Source organism: Clavibacter michiganensis, assembly GCF_021216655.1.
Lineage (GTDB): Bacteria > Actinomycetota > Actinomycetes > Actinomycetales > Microbacteriaceae > Clavibacter > Clavibacter michiganensis.
Genome location: NZ_CP080437.1, coordinates 3172081 through 3190282 on the forward strand (window position 1 = coordinate 3172081; position 18202 = coordinate 3190282).

General features: G+C 74.0%; 15 protein-coding genes. All 15 read left to right on the forward strand.

The features are described from left to right. Window positions 1-11 precede the first annotated feature (11 nt). Window positions 12-413 carry a thioredoxin gene (gene trxA / locus K0V08_RS15115; RefSeq protein WP_012037481.1) on the forward strand — a complete coding sequence of 134 codons (402 nt, stop codon included), beginning with the start codon at window positions 12-14 and terminating at the stop codon, window positions 411-413. Window positions 414-525: 112 nt separating this feature from the next. Next, the gene (gene recQ / locus K0V08_RS15120; protein WP_079531978.1) at window positions 526-2409 is read left to right on the forward strand and encodes a DNA helicase RecQ; all 1884 of its coding nucleotides are present in this window, start codon (window positions 526-528) and stop codon (window positions 2407-2409) included. Window positions 2410-2840: 431 nt separating this feature from the next. Next, window positions 2841-4817, forward strand: coding sequence for a glycoside hydrolase family 127 protein (locus tag K0V08_RS15125; RefSeq protein WP_228510775.1), 1977 nt, complete (start codon window positions 2841-2843; stop codon window positions 4815-4817). Window positions 4818-4966: 149 nt separating this feature from the next. Then, the gene (locus K0V08_RS15130) at window positions 4967-6649 is read left to right on the forward strand and encodes an ABC transporter substrate-binding protein (protein ID WP_012037484.1); all 1683 of its coding nucleotides are present in this window, start codon (window positions 4967-4969) and stop codon (window positions 6647-6649) included. Between the two features lie 3 nt (window positions 6650-6652). Further along, window positions 6653-7615 carry an ABC transporter permease gene (locus tag K0V08_RS15135; protein ID WP_012037485.1) on the forward strand — a complete coding sequence of 321 codons (963 nt, stop codon included), beginning with the start codon at window positions 6653-6655 and terminating at the stop codon, window positions 7613-7615. Then, a complete protein-coding gene (locus K0V08_RS15140) occupies window positions 7612-8604 on the forward strand; it encodes an ABC transporter permease (protein WP_012037486.1) in 993 nt (330 codons plus the stop codon). The genes K0V08_RS15135 and K0V08_RS15140 overlap by 4 nt, the downstream gene beginning before the upstream one ends. After that, on the forward strand, window positions 8601-9467 hold the full coding sequence (locus K0V08_RS15145) for an ABC transporter ATP-binding protein (protein WP_012037487.1): 867 nt from the start codon (window positions 8601-8603) through the stop codon (window positions 9465-9467). Before K0V08_RS15140 ends, K0V08_RS15145 begins: the two co-directional genes overlap by 4 nt. Continuing rightward, window positions 9464-10402, forward strand: coding sequence for an ATP-binding cassette domain-containing protein (locus tag K0V08_RS15150; RefSeq protein ID WP_079531983.1), 939 nt, complete (start codon window positions 9464-9466; stop codon window positions 10400-10402). The genes K0V08_RS15145 and K0V08_RS15150 overlap by 4 nt, the downstream gene beginning before the upstream one ends. Continuing rightward, complete coding sequence (locus K0V08_RS15155) at window positions 10399-11706, forward strand: alpha/beta fold hydrolase (RefSeq protein ID WP_079531985.1); 1308 nt, start codon at window positions 10399-10401, stop codon at window positions 11704-11706. Before K0V08_RS15150 ends, K0V08_RS15155 begins: the two co-directional genes overlap by 4 nt. After that, entirely contained in the window at window positions 11703-13175 is a 1473-nt protein-coding gene (locus K0V08_RS15160; protein ID WP_079531987.1) for an aminopeptidase P family protein, read from the forward strand. The genes K0V08_RS15155 and K0V08_RS15160 overlap by 4 nt, the downstream gene beginning before the upstream one ends. 17 nt (window positions 13176-13192) lie before the next feature. Beyond that, window positions 13193-13906 carry a GntR family transcriptional regulator gene (locus tag K0V08_RS15165; protein ID WP_079531990.1) on the forward strand — a complete coding sequence of 238 codons (714 nt, stop codon included), beginning with the start codon at window positions 13193-13195 and terminating at the stop codon, window positions 13904-13906. A 112-nt stretch (window positions 13907-14018) separates the two neighbouring features. Then, window positions 14019-15263, forward strand: a complete 1245-nt coding sequence (locus K0V08_RS15170; protein WP_079531992.1) for an NAD(P)/FAD-dependent oxidoreductase — start codon at window positions 14019-14021, stop codon at window positions 15261-15263. Continuing rightward, window positions 15260-15598 carry a (2Fe-2S)-binding protein gene (locus tag K0V08_RS15175; RefSeq protein ID WP_079531995.1) on the forward strand — a complete coding sequence of 113 codons (339 nt, stop codon included), beginning with the start codon at window positions 15260-15262 and terminating at the stop codon, window positions 15596-15598. Before K0V08_RS15170 ends, K0V08_RS15175 begins: the two co-directional genes overlap by 4 nt. After that, the gene (locus K0V08_RS15180; protein WP_012037494.1) at window positions 15595-17286 is read left to right on the forward strand and encodes an NAD(P)/FAD-dependent oxidoreductase; all 1692 of its coding nucleotides are present in this window, start codon (window positions 15595-15597) and stop codon (window positions 17284-17286) included. The genes K0V08_RS15175 and K0V08_RS15180 overlap by 4 nt, the downstream gene beginning before the upstream one ends. Further along, a complete protein-coding gene (locus tag K0V08_RS15185; protein ID WP_079531998.1) occupies window positions 17283-18200 on the forward strand; it encodes a dihydrodipicolinate synthase family protein in 918 nt (305 codons plus the stop codon). The genes K0V08_RS15180 and K0V08_RS15185 overlap by 4 nt, the downstream gene beginning before the upstream one ends. The last annotated feature ends 2 nt before the right edge of the window (window positions 18201-18202 follow it).

The window sequence follows — 18202 nt, forward strand, 5'->3', positions numbered from 1 at the left end:
GAGGACGCACCATGGCCACCACCGAGCTGACCGCCGAGAACTTCGAGAGCATCGTCGACTCCAACGGCATCGTCGTCGTCGACTTCTGGGCCGACTGGTGCGGCCCCTGCAAGCAGTTCGCGCCCGTCTTCGACAAGTCGAGCGAGAAGCACGCCGACATCGTCCACGGCAAGGTCGACACCGAGGCGCAGCAGTTCCTCGCGCAGCAGGCGAACATCTCCGCCATCCCGACGCTGATGATCTTCAAGGACCAGACGCTGATCTTCAGCCAGGCGGGCGCGCTGCCCGCCCCGGCGCTCGAGTCGCTCATCGAGGAGGTGCGCGCCGTCGACGTCGCCGCCCTCAAGGAGCAGGCCGCCGCCGAGGCCGCGCAGGCCACGCCCGGCGCGAGCGCCGACCCCACCGCGATCTGACCCGCGCCTGATCCGCGCCGTGCGGCCCCTCCCCACCCGGGAGGGGCCGTCCGCGTCCCCACCCCTCTCCTCCCCGGCATCCGCCGACCGGCCCCCGGATACGATTGCCCCGATGACCTCCACCCCTCCCGCTCCCGCCGGATCCGCCGCGTCCGGCACCGCCCTGGCCCCCGCCCTCGAGCGCCTCGGCACGGTGTTCGGGTACGACGCCTTCCGCGGCGACCAGCAGGAGATCGTCGAGCACGTCATCGGCGGCGGCGACGCGCTGGTCCTCATGCCCACGGGCGGCGGCAAGTCGCTCTGCTACCAGATCCCGAGCCTCGTCCGCGAGGGCACGGGCGTCGTCATCTCGCCGCTCATCGCGCTCATGCAGGACCAGGTCGACGCGCTGCGCGCCGTCGGCGTCCGGGCCGCGTTCCTCAACTCCACGCAGGACCTGGAGACCAGCCGCGAGGTCGAGCGCGCCCTGCTCGACGGCGACCTCGACCTGCTCTACCTCGCGCCCGAGCGCCTCATCCTCGACCGCATGGGGCGCCTCCTCGACGAGGCGCGCATCGCGCTGTTCGCCATCGACGAGGCGCACTGCGTCTCCCAGTGGGGCCACGACTTCCGCAAGGACTACCTCGCGCTGTCGATGCTGCAGGAGCGCTGGCCGGAGGTGCCACGCATCGCGCTCACCGCGACGGCCAACGAGGCCACGCACGCCGACATCACGGCGCGCCTGGGCCTGCAGGACGCGCGCCACTTCGTCTCCTCATTCGACCGCCCGAACATCCGCTACCGCATCGTGCCCAAGGCCGAGCCGCGGAAGCAGCTGGTGGATCTGATCAAGAACGAGCACGCGGGCGACGCGGGCATCGTCTACTGCCTGTCGCGGAAGACCGTCGAGCAGACGGCGGAGGCGCTGAACAAGCAGGGCATCGCCGCGCTGCCATACCACGCGGGCCTCGACGCCGCGGTGCGCCAGCGCAACCAGGCGCGCTTCCTCCGCGAGGACGGCATCGTGATGTGCGCCACCATCGCCTTCGGCATGGGCATCGACAAGCCCGACGTGCGCTTCGTCGCCCACGTCGACCTGCCCAAGTCCATCGAGGGCTACTACCAGGAGACAGGGCGCGCGGGCCGCGACGGCCTGCCCTCCACCGCATGGCTCGCGTACGGCCTGCAGGACGTCGTGCAGCAGCGCCGCATGATCGACCAGTCCGAGGGCGACGCGCAGCACCGCCGCCGGCTGTCGCAGCACCTCGACGCGATGCTCGCGCTGTGCGAGACGGTCGGCTGCCGCCGCGTGCAGCTCCTCCGCTACTTCGGCGAGGAGACGGGTCCCTGTGGGAACTGCGACACGTGCCTCGAGCCCGTCGAGACGTGGGACGCCACGGTGCCGTCGCAGAAGCTGCTGTCGACGATCGTCCGGCTGCAGCGCGAGCGGAACCAGCGCTTCGGGGCCGCGCACCTCATCGACATCCTGCTCGGCAACGAGACCGACCGCGTCCGCCAGCAGGGCCACGACCAGCTGGCCACGTTCGGCATCGGCGGCGAGCTCACCGACGTGCAGTGGCGCGGCGTCGTGCGCCAGCTCCTCGCGCAGGGCCTCCTCGGCGTGAGCGACGACGGCTACGGCACGCTCGTCATCACCCCGGGCAGCGGCGACGTGCTCACCGGATCCCGGCAGGTGCCCATGCGGCAGGAGCCCGAGCGCATCGTGCGCGGTCGCGGCACCCGCACCACCCGGGCGAAGGGCGGCCAGGTGGTCGACCTCCCGGAGGAGGCGCAGGGCCTGTTCGAGGCGCTCCGGGCGTGGCGCTCGGAGCAGGCGAAGGAGCAGGGCGTGCCCGCGTACGTCGTGTTCGCCGATGTCACCCTGCGCGAGGTCGCGACCGTGCGCCCGCAGGATCTCGGGCAGCTCGCAGGCATCACGGGCGTCGGGCAGAAGAAGCTCGACACGTACGGCGAGGGGCTGCTCGCGGTCGTCGCCGGATCCGCCGCGGTCGACTAGAGCGCCCGCCGAGCAGGGCGTCCGCGGCCTGGAGCGCCGGCCGGCCGGAGCGGCGGCGGGGGAGAGGGACCCGGTCCCGAGCCTCGAGGGCTGCGGGACCGAGCCGCGCACACGGCCGACTTTTACCCGAAGACCGGCCCGGCGCTGGCGGGATAGCTCACCCGAAGAGCTGTCGCCGTTGCCCACGATCGTACTGGTCCGGCCGAGCGCCCTCTGCGGGCTGTGGGGAGCGGCCGGGGCGTGGTATCCGTCGGGCCCGGCGACGGCCGTGCCAGCGGGGCCGCATGTAAACAGCGTGTAACGGGAGGCCGCAAACGCTTCATCGGGATTGCCAACACCGTATGGCGTATTTGTAATATGTCACCTACCACCGGCTGCCCGAGGCCGGACGAGGGAGCGCCATGGCAGTGACCGGAGCAGATGCGGATGCTATGCGTGTGGGCGCACGTCGCGCCGCCGTCCTCCCCAGCGTCGGATCCCGGCGCCCGCTGGGCACCGAAGCCGTCACCCTCGAAGGTGGCCTGCTCGCCGCCTGGCAGGAGCGCAACCGGTCCCGCACCATCCCCCACGCCATCGCCTCGATGACGACCGCCGGCAACCTCGACGACCTCCGCGCGGCGGTCGACGGGCCGGGCGAGCGGCCCGTCCCGCGGTACCCGTTCCTCGACACCGACGTCTACAAGACCCTCGAGGGCGTGGCCTACGAGGTCGGCCGGGGCGCCGCGACAGCGGAGATGCGCGCGTTCCTCCACGAGGCGACGGATGTGCTCGAGCGGGTGCAGGCGGCCGACGGCTACATCGGCTCGTACGTGCAGCGGCCCGGATCCGACCGCGAGCCCTGGTCCGATCTCGCGTGGGGCCACGAGCTCTACAACCTCGGGCACCTGATCCAGGCCGCGGTCGCCGACTCCCGCCAGGGCGGCGACGGCCGCCTCCTCGCCGTGGCCCGCCGCTTCGCCGACGCCGCCGTCCGCGAGTTCGGACCGGGCGCTCGCGCCGAGGTCTGCGGCCATCCCGAGGTCGAGATGGCGCTCGTCGAGCTGCACCGCGAGACGGGGGAGCGCGCCTACCTCGACCTCGCCTCCGCGTTCGTCGACCGGCGCGGCCACGGCACGGTGGCGACGCGGATCTTCCCGGCCGAGTACTTCCAGGACGCGCATCCCTTCCGCGAGATGCCGGCCGTCACCGGCCACGCCGTCCGCATGGCGTACCTCGCCGCGGGCGCGACGGACGTGGCGACGGAGACCGGCGACGCGGATCTCCTCGCCGCCTCCGTCCGCCTGTTCGACGACGCCGTGCGCACCCGCCTCTACGTGACGGGCGGGCTCGGCAGCCGCCACTCGGACGAGGCCATCGGCGACGCGTACGAGCTGCCGAGCGAGCGCTCCTACAGCGAGACCTGCGCGGCCATCGCCGTGATGCAGTGGGCCTGGCGCCTCTTCCTCGCCACCGGCGAGCCCCGCTTCCTCGACACGTTCGAGACCGTGCTCGTCAACGCCTACGCCGTGGGGCTCTCCGCCGACGGCACGGGCTTCTTCTACGACAACCCGCTCCAGCGCCGGCCCGACCACCACGCGCAGTCCGGCGCGGAGACCGAGGGCGAGCTGATGCGCCGCCCGTGGTTCACCTGCCCGTGCTGCCCGCCGAACATCGTCCGCTGGATGAGCGAGCTGCAGGACCACGTGGCCGTCCAGGACGGCGACGACCTCGTGATCGCCCACCCGGCCGACTGCGTGATCCGCACCGACGCGCTCGACGTGCGCGTGACGACCGACTACCCGTGGGACGGCACCGTGCGCGTCGAGGTGCTGCGCGCATCCGGCGCCGAGAGCGGCATCGTGATCCGCCGCCCGGGCTGGTGCCGCTCCGCGACCGCGGTCGTGCAGGGCGCCGACGGGTCCACCGCCGAGGTCGACGCGGAGGCCGGCGACCGATGGATCCGCGCCACCCGCACCTGGGCCGCCGGCGACGCGCTCGTGGTCGAGCTGGACATGCCCGTGCGCGCCCTCGGATCCCACCCGCACCTCGACGCCACCCGCGGGACCCTCGCGGTGGCGCGCGGACCGATCGTGTTCGCCCTCGAGCAGGAGGACGCCGGCGCACCCGTCGACGACCTGCTCCTCGACCCGCGCGACCTGGCGGCGGCACGGATCGTGCCGCTCCCGCTCGCCGCGCCGTGGGGCCCGGCGTCGGACGCCGCCGATCCCGCCTCGGGCGTCGCGCTCGCCGTGCGGCTCCGCCGCGCGTTGCCCGCTCCGGACGAGCTCTACCCCGAGGTCGTCCCCGGCACCACCGCACCCGCCGCGTCGGCCGACCCCGTCGACGCCGTGCTCGTGCCGTACGCCCTCTGGGGCAACCGGTCGCCCGCCGCCATGCGGGTCTGGATCCGCGCCGCCGACACCGGCTGAGCCGTCCCGCGCGCGCACGCCACCCGTTCCCACCCGATCCGGGGCGGTCGCGCGCACCTCCACTTCCTCCCCATCCCTCCCATCGCACGACCCCGTCCGTCACTCCCCACCCGGCGCGCCACGGCCGCCATCCACGAAACGAGAGTCCGATGAACCGACGAATCACCGCAGTAGGGCTGGCCGTCGCCGCCAGCCTCGCCCTCACGTCCTGCGCCGGCGCCGGCGGCGGCGCCGCCGCAGGCGGCGTCACCGGCCCCGCCGACACAGGCGGCACCATGCAGGTGCTCGCCAGCACCGACTTCTCGCACCTGGATCCGGAGATGGGCTACGACACCGGCGTCGCCGACCTGTACCGGCTCATCTACCGCACGCTCACCACGGCGTCCGGCGAGGACGGCGCGACGATCGCACCCGACCTCGCGACCGACACCGGCACGCCCAACGCCGACGCGACGGTGTGGACTTTCACGCTCAAGGACGGCCTGAAGTTCGAGGACGGGTCGCCCATCACGAGCGAATCGGTCAAGTTCGGCGTCGAGCGCTCGTTCGACCCGGCGCTCGCCATCGGCACCCCCTACACGCGCCTCTACCTCGCGGGTGGCGACTCCTACAAGGGCCCGTACGAGTCGGGCGACCTCTCCTCCATCGAGACGCCGGACGCGAAGACCATCGTCTTCCACCTCAACCGCTCCGTGCCCGAGTTCGCGAGCGTCGCCGCGCAGAGCACGTTCACGCCGTTCCCGGCCGACAAGGACAGGGTGACGGTCACGAGCATCGACCAGCAGCCCATCGCGTCCGGACCGTACCGGGTCACCGCCCGCACCGCGGGATCCTCCCTCACCCTCGAGCGCAACCCCGAGTGGGACCAGGCGACCGACGACGTGCGCACCGCCAAGCCCGACAAGTGGCAGTTCACGATCGGCCTCGACCAGGCGACCATCGACGAGCGCATGCTCGCCGGCCAGGGCGACGACAAGAACGCGATCGCCTACACGATCACGGCCGCCAGCGTCTCGCGCATCCAGACGCCGCAGATCAAGGCCCGCACCGTGACGGGCGACCAGGCGTGCACCACCTACCTGGGGCTCAACACGACCAAGCCCCATCTCAGCGACGTGCGCGTCCGGCAGGCGATCTCCTACGCGATCGACAAGAAGTCCCTCGCGGACGTCGCCGGCGGCCCCTCCATCGCGGAGCCCGCGTCCACGATGCTCACCCCTTCCATCCCCGGCCACAAGGACTTCGACCTCTACCCGAGCACCGACAGCGCGGGCGACGTCGACAAGGCGAAGGCGCTGCTCGCCGAGGCGGGCGTGCCCGATGGCTTCACGATGACCCTCGACGTGCGCAACCTGCCCTCCTCCCAGAAGCAGGCCGAGGCGCTCCAGCAGTCGCTCGCCAAGGTGGGCATCACCGTCGAGTTCAACATCCTCGACACCTCGACCTACTACGAGACCATCGGCACGACCTCCCAGCAGCACGACGCCGCGGTCACGGGCTGGTGCCCTGACTGGCTGTCGGCGAGCACGGTCCTCCCGACCCTGTTCGACGGCCGCCAGATCAGCCCGAAGGGCAACAACGACATCTCGCAGCTGAACGACTCGGCCGTGAACGCGAAGATCGACGAGGTCTCGGCCATGACCGACCTCGACGCCGCGAAGACCGCGTGGGGCGACCTGGACGAGCAGATCCAGCAGCTCGCCCCGACCGTGCCGCTCCTGTTCGCGCAGTCGGTGCTCGTGGTGGGGGAGAACGTGCGGAACGCCTACTCCAGCCCCCTCTACGCAGGCGGGATCGACTACGCCACCATCGGCCTCCACACGGGGAAGTAGGCGGTGACCGCCACCCTCCAGGGCGCGTCCGCGCCCGACTCGGCCCCCGCCTACCCGACGGGACGGCCGCCGGCCGTCACGCCGGCCAAGCGCGTGGTCGCCGCCCTCCGGTCGAAGCCGTCCGTGATCCTCAGCACCGCGTTCGTGGTGATCGTCCTGGTCCTCGCGGTGTTCGCTCCGCTCCTGTCCGGGATCACCGGCTGGGGCCCCACGACCTTCGACCCCGACGCCGTGGATCCCGTCCTCGGCGGCCTCCCCCTCGGCCCGTTCGGCGGCGTCAGCGCCTCGCACTGGTTCGGCGTCGAGCCGCAGAACGGCCGCGACCTGTTCGCCCGGATCGCGTACGGCGCCCGGGTGTCCCTGCTCATCGCGGTCTCCGCCACGGTCGTCACCACGACGATCGGCGTGTTCGCGGGCATGGTCGCCGGCTACTTCGGCGGGATCGTCGACCAGGTCGTCTCACGGATCATGGACTTCCTCATGGCCTTCCCGGCGCTCATCTTCATGATCGCGATCCTGTCGGCCCTGCCCGCGGGCAACCGCCCGGCGCTGCTCGTCCTGGTGCTCAGCGTCTTCGGCTGGCCGTACACGGCGCGCATCGTGCGCGGCCAGACCATGACGATCCGCACGCGCGACTTCGTGGAGGCGGCCCGGGCGTCCGGCGCGTCCTCCATGGGCGTCATCTTCCGGGAGGTGCTGCCGAACCTGCGCGGCACCGTCATCGTGCTGGCCACGCTCGCGGTGCCGAGCTACATCGGCACCGAGGCGAGCCTGTCGTTCCTCGGCGTGGGCGTGCTGCCGCCGACGCCGTCGTGGGGCCAGATGATCGCCGACTCGGTGACCTGGTACACGGTGGACCCCGCGTACTTCATCGTGCCGGGCTCGTTCCTCTTCCTCACGGTGCTGTCGTTCACGGTCTTCGGCGACCACCTCCGCACGGCGCTGGAGCAGGGGGAGGCGGCATGATCGGCTACCTCGTCCGCCGCGCCGGATCCGCGCTGATCGTGCTCGCGCTCATCAGCCTGTTCACCTACATGATCTTCTTCCTGCTCCAGCCGGACCCCGCCGTCACCATCTGCGGCAAGACCTGCACGCCGGACAAGATCGACTCCATCCGCCAGCTCCTCGGCCTCGACCGGCCGTTCTGGGCGCAGTACGGCGACTTCATCACGGGCATCTTCACCGGACGCACCTACGGCGACGGCCCCACCGCGATCCAGTGCTCCGCGCCGTGCCTCGGCTTCAGCTTCCAGACGCAGCAGCCCGTGCTCGACCTGATGCTGTCCCGCCTCCCCGTGAGCGTCACCATCGCGGTCGGCGCGGCGGTCCTCTGGGTCGTCTTCGGCGTGGCCGGCGGCCTCGTCAGCGCGATCAAGCAGGGCAGCGTGTGGGACCGGACCGCCATGGCGGCGGCGCTCACCGGGATCAGCGTGCCGATCACGTTCGCGGCGCTGCTCCTGCAGTACGTGCTCGTCGTGCAGCTGCAGGTGCTGCCGTTCCCGCAGTCCGTGGCGTTCGGCGACGACCCCGTCGCGTGGTTCGACTCGTATCTCATGCCGTGGCTGGTGCTCGCGCTCGGCTACGCGGCCATCTACGCGCGGATCGTGCGGGCCAACGTGATCGACACCCTGCAGGAGGACTACCTGCGGACGGCGCGCGCCAAGGGCCTGTCCGCGGCGCTCGTGATCCGCCGGCACGCGCTCCGGCCGTCGCTCACGCCCGTGGTGACGCTGTTCGGCATGGACTTCGCCGGGCTGCTCGGCGGGGCCGTGATCACCGAGAGCGTCTTCGGCCTCAACGGCGTCGGCAAGCTCGCCGCCGACTCCATCGCCAAGAACGACCAGCCCGTCATCATGGGCGTCACGCTCCTCGCCGCGGCCTTCGTGGTAGTCGGGAACGTGGTCGTCGACGTGCTGTACACCGTGCTCGACCCCCGAGTGAGGATCACCTCGTGACCGCCACCGCACCGCACCACCAGCCCGCCCGCGCCGTCCCCGGGACCCCGCTCCTCGAGGTCGAGCACCTCACCATCGCGTTCCCCACCTCGCGGGGGCCGGTCGAGGTGGTGAAGGACCTCTCCTTCCGGGTTGAGCCGGACAGCACCCTCGGCATCGTGGGCGAGTCCGGGTCCGGCAAGTCGATGACCTCGCTCGCGGTGATGGGCCTCGTGCCGCGCGGCGGGAAGGTCACCGGATCCATCAAGCTGGCGGGCGAGGAGCTCGTCGGCCGGAGCGACAAGGAGCTGCGGGCCATGCGCGGCGACCGCATGGCGATGGTGTTCCAGGATCCGCTCTCCTCGCTCAACCCCTACTACACGGTGGGGCTGCAGATCGAGGAGGCCTACCGGTCGCATCGCTCCGGCTCCCGGAAGTCCGTGCGGTCGACCGTGGTCGCGGCGCTCGACCGGGTGGGGATCAAGGAGGCCGCGACGCGCGTCGACCACTACCCGCACCAGTTCTCGGGCGGCATGCGGCAGCGCATCATGATCGCGATGGCGCTGTGCCTCGAGCCCGAGCTGCTCATCGCCGACGAGCCGACCACCGCGCTCGACGTGACGGTGCAGGCGCAGATCCTCGACCTCATGCGCTCCATCCGCGCGGAGACGGGGATGGGGATGCTCGTCATCACCCACGACCTCGCCGTCGTGTCCTCCCTCGCCGACGAGGTGCTCGTCATGCAGGGCGGGCACCGCGTCGAGAGCGGCACCACCGAGCGCGTGTTCACCGCGCCGGAGGATCCGTACACGCACGCCCTGCTCGAGGCGATCCCCCGCATCGACGCCGCATACGACCGCCAGACGACGGGACCCGCATCATGAGCCGCCACGACGCCTCCGCGCCCGCATCCACCTCGACCGCGCCCGCCGCGGCGACGCCCGAGCCGTTCCTCTCCGCGCGCGACCTCACGAAGGAGTACGTGACGCGCGGCGGCCGCGGGCTCCGACCGCCGGTGCGCCGCTTCCTCGCGGTCGACGGCGTGAGCCTCGACGTGCCGACCGGGCAGACGCTCTCGATCGTGGGGGAGTCCGGATCCGGCAAGTCGACGACCGCGCGGATCATCGCGCACCTCCTCGACCCGACCTCCGGCACGTTCGCGCTCAAGGGCGAGGACATGACGCACGCGAAGGGCGCGGCCCTCCGCGAGTTCCGGCGGCAGGTGCAGGTGGTCTTCCAGGATCCTGCGTCGTCGCTCAACCCGCGGCACACGGTGGAGCAGATCATCAGCGCGCCGCTGCGGTACCAGGGCATCACGACGCCCGGCGGCCACGGGCAGCTCGTGCGCGACCTGCTCGACCGCGTGGGGTTGAACCCGGATCACGCGCAGCGCTACCCCGCGCAGTTCTCGGGCGGGCAGTGCCAGCGCATCGGGATCGCCCGGGCGCTCGCCGTGAGCCCGGGCCTCATCGTGTGCGACGAGGCGGTCTCCGCGCTCGACGTGACGGTGCAGGCGCGCGTCATCGCGCTGCTCCGGGACCTCCAGCGCGAGCGCGGGCTCAGCTACGTCTTCATCGCGCACGACCTCGCCGTCGTGCGGCAGCTCTCCGACCGCGTCGCCGTGATGAGCTCGGGCAGGGTCGTGGAGGAGGGGACGCGCGACGACGTGTTCGAGCGCCCGCAGCACCCGTACACGCGCGCCCTGCTCGACGCCGTGCCGCGCATCGACCCCGAGTGGGACCGCAAGCGGCAGGCCGCGCGCGCCGCGGCCGGTCTCGACACCACCGCCATCGAGACGGCGGGCGGGTCGGCGGCGTGATCGTCGGATCCGCGACCGTCCCCGGCGTCCACGTCACCGACCACGAGATCGAGGTCCCGCTCGACTGGGCCGCGGCGCGCGCCGGCGAGCCCACCGCGACGATCACGGTGTTCGCCCGCGAGCTCGTCGCGCCCGACCGCCGCGGCGACGACCTGCCCGCGCTCCTCTACCTCCAGGGCGGCCCGGGCGGGAAGTCGCCGCGCGTGCTCGACGACGGCGGGTGGATCGGCCACGCCCTCCGCACGCACCGCGTCGTGCTCCTCGACCAGCGCGGCACCGGGCGGAGCACGCCCGTGACGGCGCGCACGATGATGCGGTTCGGCGACGACCACGCGTCCGCCGCCCGGTACCTCGCGCTGTTCCGCGCCGACGCGATCGTGCAGGACGCCGAGGCGCTGCGGCAGCACCTCGAGGGCGGGCGCCGCTGGTCGACGCTCGGCCAGAGCTACGGCGGGTTCCTCACGCTCACGTACCTGTCGCTCGCGCCGGAGGCCCTGTCGGCCTGCTACGTGACGGGCGGCCTCGCGTCGCTCGACCCCGACGCCGAGGAGGTCTACCGCCGGACCTACCCGCGCACGGTCCGGAAGAACGTCGGCTACCACGCGCGCTACCCGGCCGACGTGGGGATCCTGTCCCGCCTCGCGGACCGGCTCCAGGTCGGCGACGTGACGCTGCCCGACGGCGACGTGCTCACCGTGGAGCGCCTGCAGACGATCGGCATCGACCTCGGCATGGCGCCCGGGCGCGAGCGGATCCACGCGCTCCTCGACGAGGCGCTCGACGACCGCGGCGAGCCGACCGACGTGCTGCTCGCCGAGGTGATGCGCCTCACCTCGTACGCGGCGAACCCGCTGTTCGCGGCGATGCAGGAGAGCATCTACGCGTCGGGCACCCGGCCCGCCACCGCGTGGGCCGCCGAGCGGGAGCGCGGCAGGCACCCGGCGTTCGCGCCGACCGCCCGGCCGCTGCTGCTCACCGGCGAGATGATGTACCCCTGGATGTTCGAGGAGATCCGCCTGCTGCGCCCGTTCCGCGGCGCCGTGGAGGAGATGGCCCGCCGCGACGACTGGCCGGAGCTCTACGACCCGGCCCGCCTCGCCGCCAACGAGGTGCCGCTGGCCGCCGCGATCTACCACGACGACATGTACGTGGACGCGGGCCTGCAGCAGGACACGGTCGCGCGCGTGGGGAACGCCCGCGCGTGGATAACGAACGAGCACGAGCACGACGGCCTCGGAGCGCCCGGCGTGCTCGGGCGGCTGATGGACACGATCGCCCGCGATGGAGGAGGCCTGCCCCGATGACCGACACGACCCACGACACGGCGCCCGCCACGGACCCCGGGGCGCCGCGCGCCCCCTTCACCCCCGAGGACCGCCGCCCGCCGCGCCTCGCGGAGCTGCCCGCGTTCCAGGACCTCATGGCCGGCGGCTGGATCACGCCGGACCGCACGCCGACCACCGTGCCCGGCGCGGTCGAGGCCGCGGCCGCGCACCGCGACCGCCTGAGCGCCGCGATGCCCGGCGTCACCCTCGCGGTGGTGAGCGGGTACGCGCCCACGCGCAACGACGACTGCCGCTACGCGTTCCGCGCCGACAGCGACTTCGTGTGGCTCACCGGCGTGCAGATCGAGGGCGCGGTGCTCGTGATGCACGCGGTGCCGGGCGGCCACGACGCCGTGCTGCACGTGCCCGCGCCCGCGCACCCGGGGGATCCGCGCTTCTACTCCGACGCCGACCACGGCGAGCTCTGGGTCGGCCCCGCGCCCGCGCACGCCGACTGGCACCGGGTGCTCCGGATCCCCGTGCGCGACCCAGGCCGCTTGGCGCCCGACCTCGCCGGCGTCCGCGACGTCCGCCGCGCGGGCGCCGTCACCGGCGTGCCGTCCGCGCTCGCCGACGTCCCGCGCGACGCTGCGCTCGTGGCGGCGCTCGGCGAGCTGCGCGTCATCAAGGACGCGTGGGAGATCGAGGAGCTGCGGCGCGCGGTCGACGACACCGTCGAGGGCTTCGCCGAGGTCGTGCGCGCGATGCCGCGTGCGCGCGCGCACGGCGGGGAGCGCTGGCTGCAGGGCACGTTCGACCGGCACGCGCGGACGGTCGGCAACGGCCCCGGCTACGCCACCATCGTGGGTGGCGGCGGGCACGCGACGACGCTGCACTGGGTGCGCTGCGACGGCCCGCTCCGCGACGGCGAGCTCGTGCTGCTCGACATGGGCGTGGAGGCGCGCAGCCTCTACACGGCGGACGTCACCCGCACGATCCCCGTGGACGGCACCTTCACCCCCGAGCAGCGGCTCGTGCACGACATCGTGGAGCGCAGCCACCGCGCGGGCCTCGAGGCCGTCGCGCCCGGTCGGCCGCTCGTCGACTTCCACCACGCGTCCATGGAGGTCATCGCCCAGGGGCTGCACGACCTGGGGATCCTGCCGGTCTCGGTCGACGAGGCGCTCTCGCCCGCCGGGCAGCACCACAGGCGCTGGCTGGTGTGCGGCATCGGGCACCACCTCGGGCTCGACGTGCACGACTGCTCGGGCGCCGGGGTCGCCGGCTACGACCGCGCGGTCGAGCCGGGCATGGTGCTGACCGTGGAGCCCGGCCTCTACTTCGCGCCGGACGACGGGATGGTACCGCCCGAGCTGCGGGGCATCGGGGTGCGGATCGAAGACGATATCGTGGTGACGCAGACGGGGTCCGACGTGCTGTCGGACGCGCTGCCGATCGACGCCCAGGGCCTGGAGTCCTGGATGCGGGAGCAGCGGTCCCCGTCCTGACACAGAGGAGGACCCGCGTGAGCCTCTCCGCACTGCGTCCCGCACCCCCGCGCGAGAGCCTGCGCGAGCACGTGCACCAGGCCCTGTCCGCGGCCATCGTCTCGGGCGAGCTGGAACCCGGCACGCTCATCACCGTGCCCACGCTCGCCGTGCGCTTCGACGTCTCGGCCACGCCCGTCCGCGAGGCGGTGCTCGAGCTCGAGAAGCGCGGCTTCGTGGAGACGGTCCGCAACAAGGGCTTCCGCGTCACCGCCGTGAGCGACGAGGAGCTCGGCCACCTGGTGCAGGTGCGGCAGCTCCTCGAGGCGCCGGCCATGGCGCGGCTCGCCGGGCACCTGCCCGAGGGCGCGCTGCCCGGCCTCGAGGCGCTCGCCGACCGCATCGAGCAGGGCGCGCGCGAGGGGGACCTCCGCGCGTACCTCGAGGCCGACCAGGAGCTGCACCTCTCCCTCACGCGCATGCTCGGCAACCCCGTGCTCACGGCGGCCATCGCCGACCTCCGCTCGCGCACGCGCCTCGTCGGCCTCGCGTCGATGAAGGAGAGCAGCCTCCTCGACGCCTCGGCGGCCGAGCACCATGAGCTGCTGCGGGCGTTGGTCGCCGGCGACGGATCCGGGGCGCACGAGCTGATGGTGCGGCACATCCGGCACGCCACCGGCTGGTGGGCGGGGCGCGGCGAGGACGAGCCCGCGGCGGATGCAGGCGCGTCCCGGGTCGACCACGACGCCTGATCCGCTCGGCACCGCCCCGCTTCCCCTACGCGGCGATGTGTGACATATTACTGTCACCGCCGTACGCCACCCGCCTCCCCGAGGCGCATCCACCCGTGAGAGCAGGGACACCATGACGCGTCACGTGGTCGTCGTGGGCGGCGGCATCGTCGGGGCCGCGTGCGCCCGGTCGCTCGCCCGTGCGGGGATGCGCGTCACGGTCGTCGAGCGCGCCGCCGTCGCGTCCGGCACGAGCGCCCAGGGCGAGGGCAACATCCTCGTGTCCGACAAGGGGCCGGGCGCCGAGCTCGAGCTCGCGCAGCTGGCCGCCCGCCGTTGGCCCGAGGTGGCCGCCGAGCTCGCGGACGAGCTGGGCGACGCGCTGCCCTCCATCGAGTACGAGCCCAAGGGCGGGCTCGTCGTCACGACCACCGACGAGGGCGCGGATCCGCTCCTCGCCTTCGCCGCCACCCAGCGCTCCGCGGGCGTCGACGCCGTGCCCGTCGACCGGCGTCGGGCGCTCGAGCTCGAGCCGTGGCTGAACCCCGCGATCACCGCGGCCGTGCACTACCCCGAGGACGCGCAGGTGCAGCCCGCCATCGCGACCGAGGCGCTCGCCGCCTCGGCCAGGCGGGCGGGCGCGGTCGTGCGCACCGGGGTCGAGGTCATCGGGCCGCTGCTCGACGCGGACGGCGCGCTCCGCGGCGTGCGGACGAGCGCGGGCGACATCGCCGCGGACGACGTGCTGATCGCGGCGGGACCGTGGTCGGGCGAGGTGGCGCGGACCCTCGGCGTCGAGCTGCCCGTGCTGCCGCGGCGGGGCGTCGTGCTCGTCACCACGCGCATGCCGCACCGCATCCGGCACAAGGTCTACGACGGCGACTACGTGGGCGCGGTCGGATCCGGCGACGGGGCGCTGCAGACCTCGGGCGTCGTGGAGTCGACGCCGTCGGGCACGGTGCTCATCGGATCCAGCCGCGAGCGCGTGGGCTTCGACGCGTCGCTGCGCGTGGCCGTGCTCGAGGAGCTCGCCGCGAAGGCCGTGCGGCTCTTCCCCTTCCTCGTCGAGGCGAACGCGATGCGCTCCTACGGCGGCTTCCGCCCGTACCTGCCCGACCACCTGCCGGTCGTCGGGCCGGATCCGCGACTGCCCGGCCTCTGGCACGCGAGCGGGCACGAGGGCGCCGGCATCGGCCTGTCGGTCGCGACCGCGGACCTCATCGTGGCGCAGATGACGGGCGAGGCGACCCCGCTCGACGTGCGGCCCTTCTCCGTCGCGCGCGCCTCGCTCGGGCTGCCGATGCCCGGGGGCGCTGCGCCCGGAGCCGCCGCGCCCGGCCTCGCGCTGCCCACCGACGCGGCCGGAGCGCGCGCATGACGCCGCGGCGCGTGGATCCGGCGCGCGACCCGATCCGCCCGGGACCCGCCGAGGCGGTGCGCTTCACCATGGACGGGGATCCCGTCGAGGGCGTCGGCGGCCAGACCATCGCGGGCGCGCTGCTCGCCTCCGGCACGCTCGCCTGGCGCACGACCGCGAGCGCCGGCCGGCCCCGCGGCGTCTTCTGCGGGATCGGCGTGTGCTTCGACTGCACCGTCACCGTGAACGGGCTGCCGGACGTCCGCGCCTGCCAGCGCCGCGCGGTCGAGGGCGACGTGGTCGAGACCGGGCCGGGCGCGACCGTGCCCGACGCGCGCGCGGGGGAGGCGTCGTGAGCGGCGCGGACGACCGGCGGCACGTCGTCGTGATCGGCGCGGGACCGGCAGGGCTCGCGGCCGCGGTCGCCGCCCGCGGTCGCGGGGCGCGCGTCACGCTGCTCGACGCGTCCGACGAGCTCGGCGGCCAGTACTGGCGGCACCTGCCGGCGACGCGGCCCGCCGCGCGCGAGCGGATCCTGCACCACGGCTGGGACGCGTTCACCGCGCTCCGCGGACGGCTCGCGGCCGACGACGGCTGCGAGATCGTGACGGGCGCGCAGGTGTGGGCGATCGAGCGGCCGGCACCGGACGCGCCCGCCGTCGCCGACTCGTCCGCGCCGCCCGCCGCCGTCGTGCACGTCCTCGTCGGCCAGGTCGACGGATCCCGCCGCGAGCCGCTGGCCCTCCGCCCGGACGCGCTCGTGCTCGCGACCGGCGCGCACGACCGCACGCTGCCCTTCCCCGGCTGGGACCTGCCGGGCGTCTTCACCGCGGGCGCCGCGCAGGCGCTCGCGAAGGGCGAGCGGGTCGCGATCGGCGACCGCGTGATCGTCGCGGGCGCCGGGCCCTTCCTCCTGCCCGTCGCCGTGTCGCTCGTGCAGGCGGGGGCGCGCGTGGTCGGGATCCACGAGGCCGCGCGCGTGCCCGGACTCGCCCGCGGGTGGCTGCGCAGTCCGCTCGGCCTCGCCCGCGCCCCGCACAAGGCCGCCGAGCTCGCCGGGTACGTCTCCGTGCTGGCGCGGGAGCGGATCGGCTACTCCACCGGCAGCGCGGTGGTCGCGGCGCACGGCACCGACCGCGTCGACGCCGTCACCGTGCAGCGCCTCGACGCCTCGTGGGCACCGATCCCCGGCACCGAGCGGCGGATCGCCGTGGACGCCGTGTGCGTGGGCCACGGGTTCACGCCCCGGCTCGAGCTGCCGATCGCCGCGGGCTGCCGCATCGGCGCCGACCGCTTCGTCGAGGTCGACGCCTCCCAGGGCGCCGGGCCGGCTGGCGTCTTCGCGGCGGGCGAGATCACCGGCATCGGGGGAGTGGACCAGGCGCTCGCGGAGGGCGAGGTCGCGGGGCACTGCGCCGCGGGCGGATCCCCGTCCGACGCCGCCGTCGCCCCCGCGGTCCGCCGCCGGGCCGTCGCGCACGACGTGGCCGGCCGCATCGAGGCCGCGCACGGGATCCGCCCCGGCTGGACCGGCTGGCTCCGCGACGACACGCTCGCGTGCCGCTGCGAGGAGGTGCCCGTCGGCCGGATCCGCGCGACCGCCCGCGCCGCGTCGTCCACCGACCTCCGCTCCATGAAGCTCGCGACGCGCGCCGGCCTCGGCATCTGCCAGGGCCGCGTCTGCGGGCGGACCGTCGAGCAGCTGCTCGCGGCGGAGGCTCCGGCGTGCGGATCCGCGCCCGCCGCGTCTCCCGCCGCCGCGCCCGGCCCCGGATCCGACCGCCGCCCCATCGCCTCGCCCGTGCGCCTCGGCGAGCTCGCCGCCGCCTACGAGCGCCGCGACACCGGACCCCCGTCCCTCGCCGCGGCCGCGCCCGGCGTCGACGACCCGCCGCCCGCCGGCGTCGCGGACCCGCCGCCCGCCGGCGTCGCGGACCCGCCGCCCGCCGACGACCCGCCCGCGGGCAGCGACCCGCCGCGCGACCCCGCGCCCCCGACCACCCCAGCACCTCCCCGCACCACCGACCGGAAGGACACCCCTTGACCGCACCCGCCCTGGACCTCGGAGGCGTCGTCGTCGCCACCACGCTGCCGTTCCGCGAGGACGCGTCGGCCCCCGCCGGCCTCGCCGTCGACTACGACGCGTACGCCGCACACTGCGACTGGCTCATGTCGAACGGCTGCCGCGGCGTCGGCCCGAACGGATCGCTCGGCGAGTACTCCTCGCTCACGGACGAGGAGCGCCGCAAGGTCGTGCAGGTCGCGGTCGAGACCGTCGGCGACCGCGGGATCGTCGTGGCCGGCGTGCACGGCGTCGGCTGGCACCAGGCCAAGAAGTGGGCCGAGATCGCGGCCGAGGACGGCGCCGACGGCGTGCTGCTCCTCCCGCCCACCATCTACCGGGCGAGCGACGACGAGGTCGTCGAGCACTACGCGCGCGTCGACGAGGTGGGCCTGCCGATCATGGCCTACAACAACCCGTTCGACACCAAGGTCGACCTCACGCCGCAGCTCCTCCAGCGCCTCGACGCGCTCGAGAACGTCGTGGCGATCAAGGAGTTCTCCGGCGACATCCGCCGCGTGACGGAGATCCAGGACCTCACGGGCCTCGACGTCATCGCGGGCGCCGACGACCTGCTGCTCGAGTCGCTCATCATGGGCGCCGTCGGCTGGTTCGCCGGCTACCCGAACGCGTTCCCGCGCGAGGCCGTCGAGCTGTACGGGCTCGCGACGAGCGGCCGCATCGAGGAGGCGAAGGAGCTGTACAAGCACCTCGTGCCCGTCTTCCGCTGGGACTCACGCACCGAGTTCGTGCAGGCCATCAAGCTGTCGATCGACGTGGCCGGCGAGAGCACGGGCGGCCCCACGCGTCCGCCGCGCGCGCCGCTGCCCGCCGCCATCGCGGAGCAGGTCACGCGCGACACGCGCCGCGCGCTCGACCACCTCGCCGGGCGATGATC

What these genes read in the sequence shown, in the direction of transcription:
- trxA (WP_012037481.1), top strand. Translation starts at nt 12, where the DNA reads ATGGCCACCACCGAGCTGACCGCCGAGAACTTCGAGAGCATCGTCGAC.
- recQ (WP_079531978.1), top strand. Translation starts at nt 526, where the DNA reads ATGACCTCCACCCCTCCCGCTCCCGCCGGATCCGCCGCGTCCGGCACC.
- K0V08_RS15125 (WP_228510775.1), top strand. Translation starts at nt 2,841, where the DNA reads ATGCGTGTGGGCGCACGTCGCGCCGCCGTCCTCCCCAGCGTCGGATCC.
- K0V08_RS15130 (WP_012037484.1), top strand. Translation starts at nt 4,967, where the DNA reads ATGAACCGACGAATCACCGCAGTAGGGCTGGCCGTCGCCGCCAGCCTC.
- K0V08_RS15140 (WP_012037486.1), top strand. Translation starts at nt 7,612, where the DNA reads ATGATCGGCTACCTCGTCCGCCGCGCCGGATCCGCGCTGATCGTGCTC.
- K0V08_RS15150 (WP_079531983.1), top strand. Translation starts at nt 9,464, where the DNA reads ATGAGCCGCCACGACGCCTCCGCGCCCGCATCCACCTCGACCGCGCCC.
- K0V08_RS15160 (WP_079531987.1), top strand. Translation starts at nt 11,703, where the DNA reads ATGACCGACACGACCCACGACACGGCGCCCGCCACGGACCCCGGGGCG.
- K0V08_RS15170 (WP_079531992.1), top strand. Translation starts at nt 14,019, where the DNA reads ATGACGCGTCACGTGGTCGTCGTGGGCGGCGGCATCGTCGGGGCCGCG.
- K0V08_RS15175 (WP_079531995.1), top strand. Translation starts at nt 15,260, where the DNA reads ATGACGCCGCGGCGCGTGGATCCGGCGCGCGACCCGATCCGCCCGGGA.